General features: G+C 63.2%; 10 protein-coding genes. 8 read left to right on the forward strand and 2 right to left on the reverse strand.

Translation table 11 applies throughout. The features are described from left to right. Positions 1-11 precede the first annotated feature (11 nt). Positions 12-2,210 (forward strand): condensation domain-containing protein, encoded by a 2,199-nt coding sequence (locus tag AC07O0_RS09065; protein ID WP_494622091.1) that lies wholly within the window; start codon positions 12-14, stop codon positions 2,208-2,210. Positions 2,211-2,236: 26 nt separating this feature from the next. On the opposite strand, the gene AC07O0_RS09070 is transcribed toward AC07O0_RS09065, so the two are convergent. Further along, positions 2,237-2,935, reverse strand: coding sequence for a 4'-phosphopantetheinyl transferase family protein (locus AC07O0_RS09070; RefSeq protein ID WP_494622093.1), 699 nt, complete (start codon positions 2,933-2,935; stop codon positions 2,237-2,239). Beyond that, positions 2,932-4,434 carry a lipopolysaccharide biosynthesis protein gene (locus AC07O0_RS09075; RefSeq protein ID WP_494622095.1) on the reverse strand — a complete coding sequence of 501 codons (1,503 nt, stop codon included), beginning with the start codon at positions 4,432-4,434 and terminating at the stop codon, positions 2,932-2,934. Before AC07O0_RS09075 ends, AC07O0_RS09070 begins: the two co-directional genes overlap by 4 nt. An 88-nt stretch (positions 4,435-4,522) precedes the next feature. Here AC07O0_RS09075 and AC07O0_RS09080 point away from each other — a divergent pair, with 88 nt between their 5' ends. From AC07O0_RS09080 to AC07O0_RS09110, 7 genes are all read left to right on the forward strand, one after another. Beyond that, positions 4,523-7,384 (forward strand): right-handed parallel beta-helix repeat-containing protein, encoded by a 2,862-nt coding sequence (locus AC07O0_RS09080; protein ID WP_494622097.1) that lies wholly within the window; start codon positions 4,523-4,525, stop codon positions 7,382-7,384. Positions 7,385-7,565: 181 nt separating this feature from the next. After that, complete coding sequence (locus AC07O0_RS09085; RefSeq protein WP_494622099.1) at positions 7,566-8,222, forward strand: methyltransferase domain-containing protein; 657 nt, start codon at positions 7,566-7,568, stop codon at positions 8,220-8,222. Next, positions 8,219-9,097, forward strand: coding sequence for a glycosyltransferase family 2 protein (locus AC07O0_RS09090; protein WP_494622101.1), 879 nt, complete (start codon positions 8,219-8,221; stop codon positions 9,095-9,097). Before AC07O0_RS09085 ends, AC07O0_RS09090 begins: the two co-directional genes overlap by 4 nt. 934 nt (positions 9,098-10,031) lie before the next feature. Then, positions 10,032-10,589, forward strand: coding sequence for a methanogen output domain 1-containing protein (locus AC07O0_RS09095; RefSeq protein WP_494622103.1), 558 nt, complete (start codon positions 10,032-10,034; stop codon positions 10,587-10,589). Then, positions 10,564-11,736: a sensor histidine kinase gene (locus tag AC07O0_RS09100; RefSeq protein ID WP_494622104.1), complete on the forward strand. Its 1,173-nt coding sequence runs from the start codon at positions 10,564-10,566 to the stop codon at positions 11,734-11,736. The genes AC07O0_RS09095 and AC07O0_RS09100 overlap by 26 nt, the downstream gene beginning before the upstream one ends. Further along, positions 11,733-12,395: a response regulator transcription factor gene (locus AC07O0_RS09105; RefSeq protein ID WP_494622106.1), complete on the forward strand. Its 663-nt coding sequence runs from the start codon at positions 11,733-11,735 to the stop codon at positions 12,393-12,395. Before AC07O0_RS09100 ends, AC07O0_RS09105 begins: the two co-directional genes overlap by 4 nt. Positions 12,396-12,655: 260 nt before the next feature. Then, a complete protein-coding gene (locus tag AC07O0_RS09110; RefSeq protein ID WP_494622108.1) occupies positions 12,656-13,336 on the forward strand; it encodes a LuxR C-terminal-related transcriptional regulator in 681 nt (226 codons plus the stop codon). Positions 13,337-13,515: the final 179 nt, after the last annotated feature.

Below are 13,515 nucleotides of genomic sequence, written 5' to 3' on the forward strand. Positions count from 1 at the left end.
CGGACCTTATCGTGTTGACGGCAAGATGCTCATCGGCGCAGGAGCGCTATTGGGAGATCGACAGCAAGGATCCCGGCACGCCGGTGCTCAACATCGCCGTCAAATGGCGGATCCGGGGGCATCTGGATGCTTCGCTGGCGCAGGAGGCGTTCCAGGCGATCCTGAACCGTCATGAATCCTTGCGGACGGCGATCCGGCTGGAAGATGGCCGCCCCGTTCAGGCGATCGCCGAGCAGGTTCCGTTCAAGTTGCCGGAGATCGACCTGTCTGGCCTGCCCGAGGCGGACCGGACCAGGGAAGCCGATCGCATCGCGCAGAGCGAGGCGTGCACGCGCTTCGACCTCGCCGAAGCACCGCTGCTGCGGGCGACGCTGCTGCGCAAGAGCCGCGCGGAAGCTGTCATCCTGGTCGTCGCCCACCACATCGTGAGCGACGGCTGGTCGATGGGTATCATCGCCAAGGATTTTGTCGCGGCCTATCAGGCGCTCGGCCGCGGCCGCGAACCGGTTCTCTCCGCGCTTCCTCTCCAATATTCCGACTTCGCCGAGGGGAGCGATGACGGCATGGCCGGCGGCCCGCTCGCGCGGGAGGAAGCCTATTGGCAGCGCCAACTCGCCGATCTGCCCATCGTCGAAGTGCCGGCCGATCGCCAGCGCCCCGCGACACGGAGTACGAATGGAGCCTCGCTCTCGCGATTACTCCCCCGCGCCCTGACCACCGGGCTCGCCGATCTGGCGCGCAAGGAAGGTACGACCTTCTTTTCAGCTGCTTATGCCGTTCTCCTGACCTTGATCCGGCAACGCACCGGCGCCTCCGACCTCGTGCTCAGCACGCAGATGGCGAACCGGGACGATGTCGAGCTGGAGGCGATCGTCGGCCCCTTCGTCAACACGCTCGTACTGCGCACCAGGGTCTCCGAGGAGCAGAGTTTCCTCGATCTTTGCCAGGCTGCCCGCGACACGTTCGAGGAGGCCGTCGATCATCATCTATGGCCGTTCGGCCGGCTTGTGCCGCTCTTGCCGAGCGGTGGCGATGCCAGCCGCCCACCGATCTCGATCAACTTCATCGTCCAGCGCGCCTTCATCGGCGAACTCGCCAATGACAGCTTCCAACTCTCGGGAATTCCTTCGCCCCTGCCCGGCGCGCTCTACGATCTCAACTTCATCCTGGTCGAGCGGGAGGAGGGCTGGCGCCTGACCTGCGAATATCATCGCGACCTTTATGACGAGGCGACTGCGAGCGAGCTGGCGGCGCAGTTCGAAAGCCTGGCGGAAGCCCTCGTCGCCAACCCGGCTGCGCGCTTGCCCCGGCCGGCGCCCAGCTCGCTGCCGATCGCGTCCCCGCTCTGGCTGCCGGCCACTCCAGCTCTGCCGCCGGTGATCGACGCGACAGCGCTGCGCCGGACCTGGCTGCAGCAGACCGGCACGCAGCCGACCCTGTTCGCGCTGAACCACACCGCCCATAACCTGCGTCTCTATCGGCCATTGTCGCATGAACTCGGCCCTGACCAGCCTTTCGTGGCGCTGCAATTGCTCGACCCGCTGGTGAACGGAGCGGCACCCGCCTCGATCGAACAGCTGGCGGCGGCCTATTGCGAGGCGATCATCGCGACCAGGCCGGACAGCCGCTATCGGATCGCCGGTTTCTGCCGCTCCGGCGTGATCGCCGTGGAAGTCGCGAAGCAACTGGAAGCGAGCGGCAAGCAAGTCGATCTGGTGGCGCTGATCGATTGCTGGGCGCCCGGCTACTTCCTGCGGCAGCCCTATGGCGCACGCCTGTGGTTCAGGCTGAAACGCGCCGGCCGCTTCGCCCGACGCTTCTGGCAGGCCGGTCCACGCAGCTTCGTGACTCGCATGTCGTTCTGGCTGCAATCGACTGCCGCCATCCGGCAGGCAAAACGCCTGTTCTTCTGGCGCCCGGCCGAGGAAGCGGCCGACGAAGCCGATTTCTGGCGGACGACCGACGAACTCGAGGCCCTGGTTCAGCGCTATGCGCTGCCAACCTATGACGGGCGCGTCCTGATCTTCCGGAGCGGGGCGATCCCACCCGGCTGGCCGCCGGATGCCACCCTCGGCTGGGCGGGCCATCTTGCGCCGGATACGCCCTGCTTCGCCGTCGACGGCGAAGGTCATGAAGGCGCATTCTCCGAAGCCGGATCACGGACGATGGCCGAACGGATCGTCGAGGCCACAGGCCAGGCGCGGCATTGACCGACAGCTCTTGTCGCCGGCAAGAGCTATGGCCGCGCCATCCAGACGGCAGACCAGCCACGATGCCGTGCGGCCAGCGTGCCGCAATAGCCCGGCGCGGGCTCCAGATCGGCCAGCTGCCAGAGATCGGCCTCGGCCGGATCGGACTCGACGGCAAGAAGCCGCGCCTTGAGCGGATCTAGCGAGACTTCGAAGCTCGATGGCGAGCCATTGAGGCCGACGCCGATCGCCTTCAGGCAGGCTTCCTTGCGTGTCCAGCAGCGGATGAACGTTTCCTCGCGCAGCGCCGGCCTGAGGGCCGCGAGCATTGCGAACTCCCGCGGCGCGAGACACGCTGCCAAGAGATCGGCCGAAACCGGCCGGATGCGCTCGATATCGATGCCGACCTGCATGCCGTCCGCCACCGCGACGATCGCGAGGTCGCCGGAATGACTGAGATTGAAGGCGATGGGCCGCGCTTTGTACTCGTTGGCAAGAAACGGCTTGCCGAAAGCCGTCTCGCCAAAGCGAAGCTGCGGCGGCGGAATGGGGATGTAGAGGGCCAGGACGCGTCGCAGCCAATTCCGCGCCACGATGAATGAGGCTCGTGCCTTCCTGTCATGAAAGCGGTCGGCGCGGGCGCACTCCTCCTCGGACAGAATCCCGCGTCGGCCTGCCGCCTCTGCCGCGCGAAGATCGACGCGGCAGCACCAGAGATGCACCTGAGATGGCGGCAGCGGCATCATGGCGCCGGCGCCGTCATCATGCGGCCACTGGCCGGCGCGACGGGCGGGTTCGCCAGCAGACCCGGGATCCGAAGTGCAAGCAATACCAGGACGATGAGAGCGGCGAGCTCCGACAGAAGGGTCACCGCGATCAACCCAGCCACGCCGAAAGTGAGCGCAGCCGGATAAACCGCGAGCAAGCTGAAGGAGCCTCCGACGAGCGTCGCCAGGAAAACCGGCCGCGTGCGCTCTAGCGCCCGAAAGGAACAGCCGAGGACCAGGCTCAGCAGCGCCATCGGGAAGGCGAAGGAGTACCAGACGATGACCCAGTCGAACTCAAGGATCTCGCCGCCATAGAGCTGGTGCAGCAGCCAAGGGCCAAACAGGCCGAGGCCAAGAACCGCCATGGCGCCGATAGAGCCGGCGAACAGCATGGCGCGGGCAAGGGTCCGGTGGAGACCTTGCATGCCGCCCTCCGCCAACGCCTTCCCGGCCAAGGGCGGGACGATGTTCTCCAGCGCCTCGCGCACCACGTTGAGGACGGCGAGCAGGCTCTGCGCTGCCCTGAGGGCGCCAAGCACTTTCGGCCCGAAGAGACCAGCCGTCACCAGGAGCCCGCTATAACTGAGCACCCACTGCACCGACCCGGTCAGGACAAGCCATCGCGCCGACCGCCATTGCCGCATGGTGATGCTGGTCAGGACCTGCCGCCGCCACAGCAGAGGCCCCGACATGCGCAGACCGCAGGCCGTGGAAATCGCAGCCGCTCCGGCGACGGCCCATAGGGCATTCTCGACGCTCATCAATCCGACCTGCCAGAGCGTCGCGAGCGCTCCGAGCCTTAGAAGCTGGTTGATCACATCGATCAGCAGGATCCCGGCGGGCTGCCGGCGGGCAAACAGATACCGCCTCAGAAAGTCCTGCGTCAGATACGAGGCCGCAGCCATGGCGCCCGGGAGTGCGACTTCGGCAAGGGGCGACGGCGCGCCCGCAGCAAGCCTCAGCACGACGAAGACCCCGATGGTCGCGACGACGACGTAACCCGCCTGGTGGAGGAAGACGACGGTGTAATAGGCCTCGGCCTCGGCCCCCTGCTCCTTGGTACCGATGCTCATCATCGGACTGACGATCAGGCCGAGCTGCAGGCTCATTGCGAAATAGAGCGCGAGCCAGACCATCGTGTAGAGCCCGAAGGCTTCGAGGCCCAGCGCTCGCGCCAGCAGGATGGTCGTCAGGAAGTTGCAGGCGCTGGACAGCGCCTGATCGCCGAATGACAGCGCCGGACCGCGCATCGAGCGCAGACGCATTCCCATGCCTGCCCACGCCTTGCCGCCGGGTCCGTCCTGTCGCGGGAGGCCGAACACCCAGCCAACCTTGCCCGAGCGCCGCATGTCGTGGAGCCTCCACGGGCAATCGCCCAGCCACATCTTCACCGACCGAAGTCTAGCGTCGCCGTCCCGCCCACTACGCTGGGCATCGGGACTGCCCAGAAGGAGGTGGGCCGGCCGCCTCGCCGGCATGGCTACCTCGGATGCCCATCCTGTCTGGGCTTGGCCGAAGGCTAGTCTCCTCACGCGACGGCACGTGCAGCGCAGACCGAGGGTGGCGGTGAGAGGAATATCGGAAGCACCGACTGACGTTGCTGCCGACCGGCGGGCAACCGACCGCTATCTGCCGATCCTGGCGCTCGGCTTTGCCGGATATGTCGTCTTCGGCAAGAGCTTCGCCTATCTCGGCCTGCCACCGCTCTTCGTGGGCGAGATCCTGTTCGCACTCGGGCTGCTCGCCTTCTTCGCCTCGGGCTGCGCGACCGCGCTGCTCACCACCGTGCCGGCCATTATCGCAGCCCTGCTCATGGGCTGGGTTCTGCTACGGACGCTGCAGGGCGTCGGCGCTTATGGGGTCGACGCGCTGCGCGACGGCGCGGTCGCGCTCTATGCCGGCTTCGCCTTCATCGTTGCCGCATTGGTGATCGAGCGCCCGATCCGAATCGCCCAGATCGTCGGCTATTTCAGGGTGCATGCGCGCGTGCTCATCCCGATCGCGATCGTCCTCTATCTCATCGCGCGCTTCTTCGGCTCCTCAATCCCCAAGCTGCCCGGCCAGAATGTCGAGGTGATCTCGGTGCGCTCCGGAGAGCTCGCGGCACATCTCTGCGGCGCGCTCGTGCTCGTTCTGGTCGGCCTTTGCAAGGTCAGCCGGACCTGGCTCTTCGGTGCGCTCGGCGCGGCCCTGCTCATCGCCAGCCAGAGCCGCGGCGGCATGCTGGCCTTGCTGGTCCCATTGGTCCTGGCCATGGTTCTGACCGGACAGATCGGTCGCCTCGCCGCCATCAGCGGCGGCCTCGCGCTCGTGATGCTCCTGGCCTATTCGGTCGATTTCGAGATCGACCTGCCCCGAGGCGAGCGCCCCATCAGCGCGGTCGCCGTCGTCGAGAATCTCGCCAGCGTCGCCAAATCGAGCGACGCCAACAATCTCGACGGTACCAAGCTATGGCGGCTAAGCTGGTGGCAAGCCATTCGCGACTACACCGTTCACGGCCCTTATTTCTGGACCGGCAAGGGCTTCGGCATGAACCTGGCTGAGGCGGACGGGTTCGTCGTCGGTCTCGAACGCGGCGGGCCGACCGTACGCAGTCCGCATAGCGTGCACATGACCTATCTCGCCCGGGGAGGCGTGCCGGGGCTCGCCCTCTGGCTCCTGACCATCGGCAGCTGGAGCGTGGCGCTGCTGCGCGCCGCCCACCTCGCCTGGCGACGCGGCGACCTCGACTGGGGACGCTACTTCGTCTTCCTGGTCTGCTACCTCGCCTCGATCGTCATCGACGCATCCTTCGACGTCGCGCTCGAGGGGCCGATGCTGGGCATTCCCTTCTGGATCCTGTTCGGGATCGGGATTGGCTCGCTGATGGTCTACCGCGCCTGGCATCTCGTCGATGCACCCGCCCGCTTCGCGCGCATGGCGCGCAGCGGCGCGCGCATCGTCGGTGCGGCTCTCCTCGGGGTGATGGCGCTGCTGGACAGCCCTGCCTCCGAAGCCACCGAGAAGGCCCCCTGCCCGCCCGGCTCGATCCTCGTCCCGGTCGGCGCATCCATTCAGGTCCTCGTCGACAAGGCTCCCCCCGGAGCGACCTTCTGCATCGCGGCCGGTGTTCACCGAGCCCAGCAGATCGCGCCGAAGGACAGGCAATCCTTCGTCGGCCAGCCCGGCGCCATACTCAGCGGCGCCGAGCCGGTCACCGACCTTCGCAGGCAGGGAGCCTTCTGGGTGACCGCCACGCCGAAGCTTGCGGTCAGGCCGTTCGGCACCTGCCTGCCCCATCGCGCCCGCTGCAACGATCCGGTGCGCTTCTTTCTCGACGGCCAACCGCTGGAGCCGGTAGCTGATCGCGCCGATCTACTACCCGGAAATGTCTATTCCGACGCAGCAACCGGACTGAGCTATCTTGCGGACGATCCGCGCGGCCGTACCCTGGAAAGGATGCGGCAGCCCTATGCCTTCAACAACGCTGGCGCCCGTGGTGTCATCGTCAAAGGCCTGACCGTCGAGAAATATGCGACGCCGGCCCAGCAGGGCGCGATCTTCGGCGACGAGAACCTGCGCGCCACCGACTGGCTGATCGAAGACAACGAGGTTCGCTTCAACAGCGGATCGGGAATCGCGACCGGCGACAGGAGCATCGTCCGGCGCAACAAGGTTCATCACAACGGCCAGCTCGGGATCTCGCCCAACGGCAGCGATGTCCTGATCGAGGGGAACGAGATCTACGAGAACAACATCTACGGCTTCGATGCCGGGTGGGAAGCCGGCGGCGTCAAGGCGGGCAAGGTCGCGCGGCTGACGCTGCGCGGCAACCATGTCCACGACAATTACGGTTCGGGACTCTGGTGCGATGTCGACTGCCGCGACGTCCTGTTCGAGAACAATCTCGTCGAGCGCAATTCGGACGCCGGAATCTTCTACGAGATCAGCTTCGACGCCATCATCCGCAACAATACCGTTCGCCTGAACGGAACCGGGCGCGGCGGCCAGCAGGGCAGCTTCTGGGTCTGGGGCGCGGGCATCCAGATCGCCGCGTCGGAAGGCGTGCGCGTCTACGGCAACACGGTCACTGTGGCCAAGGGCAGCAGCGGGATCGTCATCGTCGATCAGGGCCGCGAGCGGGTCGATCAACCCAAGCTGGGAAGCTCGGGAAAGCTGCTCTACCGGACGGCCCGCAACACAGTCCATGACAACGAGGTCGTCTACGAGGGCGACACCGGCCTGTCCGGCGGGGCGAGCGATGTTCCGGCTGCAACCCCGAACTTTGGAATCATCGAAACGGGTAGCAACCAGTTCGATCGCAACACCTATGTGCTGCGCCGGCCAACCGACGCGCCCCTCTTCATATGGGGGCATGAGCCGATCTCCTACGAAAGGTTCCGCAGCCTCGGCCAGGAGGCCAACGGCCGGATCGTGCAGCCCGACTAGAGCATTTTTCGCCGCGCAAGGCGGCTTCACGTCACTCGCAACCCCGTCTCGGCCGGCCGCGTGCCCAGACGGCTTAGCCCGCAAGCCCTAGATGCTCAGTCCTCGGACCAATGCTCCGCCTGAGCGCTCATCGCTAGGATCGCGTCTCCAGAACCGCGTGGCGTCGCGAGGCCCGAAACGCATGAACATGATTCCGCGCTCGTTCCGCCGCTCCCAGTTCCGCGAGGAACGGTTCAAGACCTATGTCCGCCCGATCATCGATGCCGTGGTCAGCAAGCGGGGATCGTGCCGGATACTCGACCTGGGGGGAGACGCCGACTACTGGCAGTTCGACCTGCCGCCTTCGGGGGTGGAGATCTGGCTCCTGAACATCGAAGCCAAGCCCCCCTCGCCGGATCCGCGCTTTCATGTCGTCCAGGGCGATGCGCGCGACGTCAGTGCGTTCGGCGACGGGAGCTTCGACTTCGTCCACTCCAATTCGCTGATCGAACATGTCGGCCGCTGGGCCGATATGAAGCGCGTCGCAGCCGAGATCAGACGGCTTGCTCCGAGCTACTATGTGCAGACACCGAACTTCTGGTTTCCGCTCGATCCGCACAGCAATGCACCGATGATGCACTGGCTACCGCAGCCGCTGCAGCGGCGGATGGTATCGAGCAGGGCGCGCGGCTTCTATGCGAAGGCCGCCTCCCTCGACCAAGCCATGCAGATCGTGGAAGGCACCTCGATGCTCGACCGGGCTCAGTTCGCGGAGCTCTTTCCCGACGCGGAGATCTTGACCGAGAATGTCCTGTTCCTCCCCAAATCGCTGATCGCCATCAGGACCCAGGAGACGTGAAGCGGCAGGAAACCATGCAACGGGATTTCGCGTTCCTGGCTCTGGCCAAGGATTGCGCCCGTACCGTCCCGCGTTTTCTCGACTTCCTCGACAGGCTTCGGGACAACGGTATCAGCGTCTGCGCATTCGTCGGCGAGAACGGTTCGCGCGACGCAACGCGCGCGCTGCTTCGACAGGCGGCGGAACAGGGGAAGGTCATCTTGGTTCCAACCCCGTTCATGGCGGACGAGCCTGAACGATTGAGACGGATGGCGCTGGGCCGGGAACGGCTCAAAGCCGAACTCGAAGCATCGGTCATCGAACCCCGCTTCGTCTGCGTTCTCGATATCGACAACGTCCTCGCCACGCCACCATCGGTATCCGCCCTCCTCGCCGCCGCCTCGAAACTCGACCGGCCAGGCGTTGTCGGCGTGTCGGCCACGTCCCGCCCACACTACTACGACCTCCTGGCATTCGAGGACGAGCATCGATCATTCGAAACACTTCTCGATGACCTAGCGGAAAGCAGGACCGACATCTTCAAGTACTATCGCTTCTTCCGTTCCCGCATCTATCCGCACCAGCGCGCCCTGACGGAGGACCGGGAGATCGCGTGCGCCTCGAGCTTCAACGGCCTGTGTCTCTATCGCGCCGGCACCTATCGCCTCGGCAGCTATCTCCAGGAGGGTCCGAGCATCTGCGAGCACCTGGCCTTCAACCGCCACCTCGCCGCCCGGACCGGAGGGGCGATGCTGATCGACCCCGGTCTGGTGCTCAGCACACCTGCAGACCATGCCCAGCAGAGTTTCCTGCCATTTGCGTGGCGACGGCTTAAAAAGCTGGCCGATAAGCCGTTTCACCGCCGGGTTCGCCGATCTGATCCAATCGCTTCGTGATCGGTGGATGTGAACAGCCATTCACAAAAATGCGGAGGCATTGCACTAATTCGGCACTTCGACGCGCCCCAGCACCGAAACGGCCAACCTAGTCGAGCCGATCACCACTATCTTGGCGAGAATGCTGCCATCTCGAATACCAGCGCGATCACAAGTTCAAAATGGAACAATCCGCCTCGCCTGCCACGCGCTTTGGTGCAAGCGCTAGCATCACACGCATGCAATTGGTACTCTTGACATGGAAAATTGTAGAAATGAAGCTTCCGATATTTTTAAGCTGCATCGACTAAAATTCACTATACTACACGCTCATGCAATCTATTTGCCCTTTTGCGATCCCGATCTGGATTCATCGCGCCCTCGAATCGGCCGACCCGCGGCAGAAGATACAACCTATATTAGAATTGCCGTTGTAAAAAATCCAACCGATACAGGTCTACTCAGATTTTGGCAGACAGCCCTCCAACAAGCTGTTATTATCAATTTGAAGATACGCCTTCCGAGCCTTGGTATCGATTTAAATCTACCCCACCGGCTTCGCCTACGGCCAGCCTTGAATATCCTTTAACTTGCCCGCTTGAGGCAAGAGCCGTCGACAATCTCGCGGCACACCCAGTCTTCACTCAAATGTGATAACAAAAAACGTAAATTTAAATTTTTTATAATCGATTATTTTTTTTAATTATGGAATGCTGATGCAGCGTTAATGTTTCTACAACGGATATAGGCCTTCTGAATTTAAATATTATTCTCATCTTCAGATGAATTTAAATTTATAAAATCCAAAACCGACGACGAACCAAAGCACGAAGCCCGGAACTAATTGAATAGCACTCACGACGAAGGAGGCTGACTTTTCCTCAAGGTGAACCATCTCAACACACCCCACGGGCGCCTCTATTGGACGGCGCCCTGTTTAGGAGGGTCAGCCATCGTGACTCCGCCCGTCAATAACCCGACATTGCCGAGCATCGGCTCGCTCGACATCGATTTCGACCATCACGGTCTTTTCAGCACGTTACTCGCCGACATGGTCGATTTGCTGGAGACGATCGCGGGTGTTGAAGATGCGTGCGCCTATGTCAGCAGCATCGCCGCACGACTGGGCGCAGATATCGAGAAGCAGTACAAGACAGCTCTTGGTGTCCAGAATCTCAGCCGCAATCAGTTGATCGGCATTCTGCTCGACCTGAAGAACCGAGCCGGCGGAGCATTCTCCCTCATCGAGGAAGACGATGACCAGGTCGTGTTCGGCAATTGCGCGTGCCCTCTTGGAAACGCCGCTACGAATCATCCATCCCTTTGCATGCTGACCTCGAACATCTTCGGCCGGATGGCCGCCAACGCGGTTGGGTACGCTGCCGTCGATCTCGAGCAAACAATCGCCAGGGGCGATGGTGCGTGCCGCGTGGTTCTGCATCTGAAGCGAACCGAGCTGGGCCCGGATACGAGGGAATATTTCCGCGATGATGCATCTGCAGCTTCGGCATGAGCTAGACCTCGAAGCCTATGTTGAGCCGTCGATCATTGCCCTCAGCGACGGAAGCGTCCACGCGCGCAATCGTGCCGCGAGCCAGGTGCTCAATCCCGGGGATACGACCTCGTCTTTGATCGAGATGTGCGCGAGCCGAGGCGAGGCTTTGCGGACCTATCTTCTCGCCTGCTCGGGCTCGCGCCAGCCATTGATCGAAAGAGTCAGCTTTGACGGGCCTGATGGCGCCGTCGACTATCGCTGCTTCGGCAATGTCCTGGTCCCACGGCGCCGAAGCCGGCCGGCCACGCTCCTGCTGCGACTGTTTCCTCTCCTCGACGCGCGCTTCTCGGCAGCTGCGGAGCGGATGAGGCGCCTGACCGCCGAGCGGCAGCGCCGCCTTGCCATGCAGCAATACGACGAACTGCGCAGCGATCGCTTCAGGCTGGTCGAGCAATATTGCTTCGTCGCCGAAGCGCTGCGCGTCGTGGAGGCACGGACGCACGAGCTTCAGGACGAGCTCAGCCACATCCGAGCCGACGAGCGCGAGCGCATAGCACAAGATTTGCACGACCATGCCGGACAGGAGATGGTCCTGGTCCTCATGGAGCTGAGAAGGTTGCGAGAAGGCACGAAAGGGCTGGCGAGAAAGCGTCTCGACGAGATTGTCGAACATGTCGCCGACGTCGGGCGCAAGATCCACCATGCCGTTGTCGGCGGCCGGCCACGCCTCATCGAAGAACTCGGCTTCAGCCGCGCCATCGAGACCATGGCCGCCTCGTTCGCCGCGGATGGGAGACTTGACCTCTCGTTCAGAACGAAGGGAGCTGAACCCGCGCGGCTACCCATCGCCGTCGAGGGCGCGCTGTATCGGGTGGCGCGGGAAGCGCTGACGAACATTCTCAAACACGCACTCGGTGCACGGAAGCTCGATCTCACCCTGGAATTCGCGGGCGAGTCGATCGCGCTCACGATCGCCGATGACGGAGCCGGTATTCGGCCAGCGGCAACGCATCCGGGCAACAGCGACGGCCTCGGACTCCGCGGAATGCGCCAACGCATGGACGATATCGGCGGGACAATGGAGATCGGCCCGCGTGCCGGCAAGGGCACAGCGGTCACCGCTGTTGCTCCTCTGGCCTACGAGCCGCAGCGGAGCCCTGGTTGACGACGGCGCGCATCATACTGGTCGATGATCATCCCGTCGTGCTGGCGGGCTTGCAGGCACTCGTGCTCGGCTTGCCCGATCTGGAGTTGGTGGGGCAAGCGACCTGCGCGTCCGAGGCGCTGATCCTCATGCGCAGCCAGCGCCCCGACATTGCCGTCCTCGACATGGGTCTGCCCGGCATGAGCGGCATGGCACTGGCCGAACGCATCCTCGAGGAGAAGCCCGACACCCAGATCGTAATGCTCACCCATTACGAGGAGCCGAATTATGTCCAGAAGGCGCTGAGGATCGGTATTCGCGGCTATGTGCTCAAGGCTTCTGCGAGCGAGAAGGTGGCGCAGGCGATCAGGACGGTTCTGAGCGGCGGTGTCTACATCGACTCGGAGCTGGAAGATTTCCGTTCGGAATGGATCCGCAAGCTTTGCCCAAACCCTGGCTTGTCTCCTGCGGCGGCAAACGGAACGCTGACCTACCGCGAAATGCAGGTCCTGCGCCTGGCCGCTGTCGGCCACTCCAACAAGGAGATCGCGCGGCGCGTCGGCCTCGGCATCAAATCCGTCGAGACCTACCGCTACCGAGCCTGCAAGAAATTGATGCTGCACTCGCGTCTCGACATCATCAGGTACGGCGCCAGCCATGGCTGGATTCTCGACGTCTGAGAGACCTGACTAAGCCATCGGTGCTCTCAACTGTCGCAGCTGGCCCCTGTGCGGAGTACTCAACTTGGCTTGAGCGAAACAACAATGGCCACGCGCCAAGCAACCGCATCTCCCGAAGAGCGTCGCGACTTGGAAGACCGTTCCCGCTACGACAGATTCCGGGGATAGGAGCCTATATCCGGCACCGCCTGCGACCGGGCGACGTCTACCAATGCGGCTGCGTCTCCCAATTGCAAAGGCGACAGAGCGGCGGCGCGAACATGATCAGGATCCTCGTTGCCGACGAACATGCGCTCTACCGCACCGGTCTGCGCACCATTCTGCAGGCAGCACTGCCACAAGCCGAGATCCTCGAAGCTGCAGATTTCGACGGGCTGATGCGTAGCCTGATGGAAGACCAGCCAATTCATCTTGTACTGGTCAGCCTCGGCCTGACGGGGTCCTCTGATCCACAGATCATCTGGGACTTCAAGCGAGCCTCGACAACGACACGCTATGTCGTGATCTCGAGCAACGGCACCTTCGACCAGGTTCTCCACTACGTCGCCGAGGGATTCCACGGCTTCATTTCGAAACTGCAGCGTGACGACGAGATCGTCGAAGCGGTCAAGGAGACCCTCGCCGGGCGTCTTGCGATACCGCGCGGCCTCACTCCGTTCGGCTCCGCCACCGATGCTTATCGCTCTCGCGAAACGCCGCAGCGCCGTATCGGCTCGCAGCAGGACCCGTTCGGGCTGACGCGCCGGCAGAAGGACGTGCTGGCGCTGCTGGCAGATGGACTCTCGAACCGGGAAATCGCCCAAGCGCTTCATATCGCGGAACCGACGGCGAAGATCCATGTCTCCGCCCTGATGCGTACCCTCAATGTACGTAACCGGACCGAAGCGGCGGTGTTGGCGAAGGATCTCATTCGAATTCTTAAAGTCGATCCTACAACCTGAAGTATTATACCGAGGGCGATATCAAGCTTCCGGGGTCATCGCATGCTTTCGCGTGTAAGGTTTCCCCTGACAGGATCGTAATTTTCCTGACAAGACGAACACATCCGAATGAACTAATTATTAACCATCGAGCCGAGGGTGCGGCATCCCTCGTCGTCACGCGATGCCCACAAGTGATT

This window comes from Allobosea sp. GW821-FHT10B12 (genome assembly GCF_059415545.1).

Coding starts and splice junctions, on each gene's coding strand:
- AC07O0_RS09070 (WP_494622093.1), bottom strand. CDS start 2,935: ATGATGCCGCTGCCGCCATCTCAGGTGCATCTCTGGTGCTGCCGCGTC.
- AC07O0_RS09100 (WP_494622104.1), top strand. CDS start 10,564: ATGATGCATCTGCAGCTTCGGCATGAGCTAGACCTCGAAGCCTATGTT.
- AC07O0_RS09110 (WP_494622108.1), top strand. CDS start 12,656: ATGATCAGGATCCTCGTTGCCGACGAACATGCGCTCTACCGCACCGGT.
- AC07O0_RS09085 (WP_494622099.1), top strand. CDS start 7,566: ATGAACATGATTCCGCGCTCGTTCCGCCGCTCCCAGTTCCGCGAGGAA.
- AC07O0_RS09075 (WP_494622095.1), bottom strand. CDS start 4,434: ATGCCGGCGAGGCGGCCGGCCCACCTCCTTCTGGGCAGTCCCGATGCC.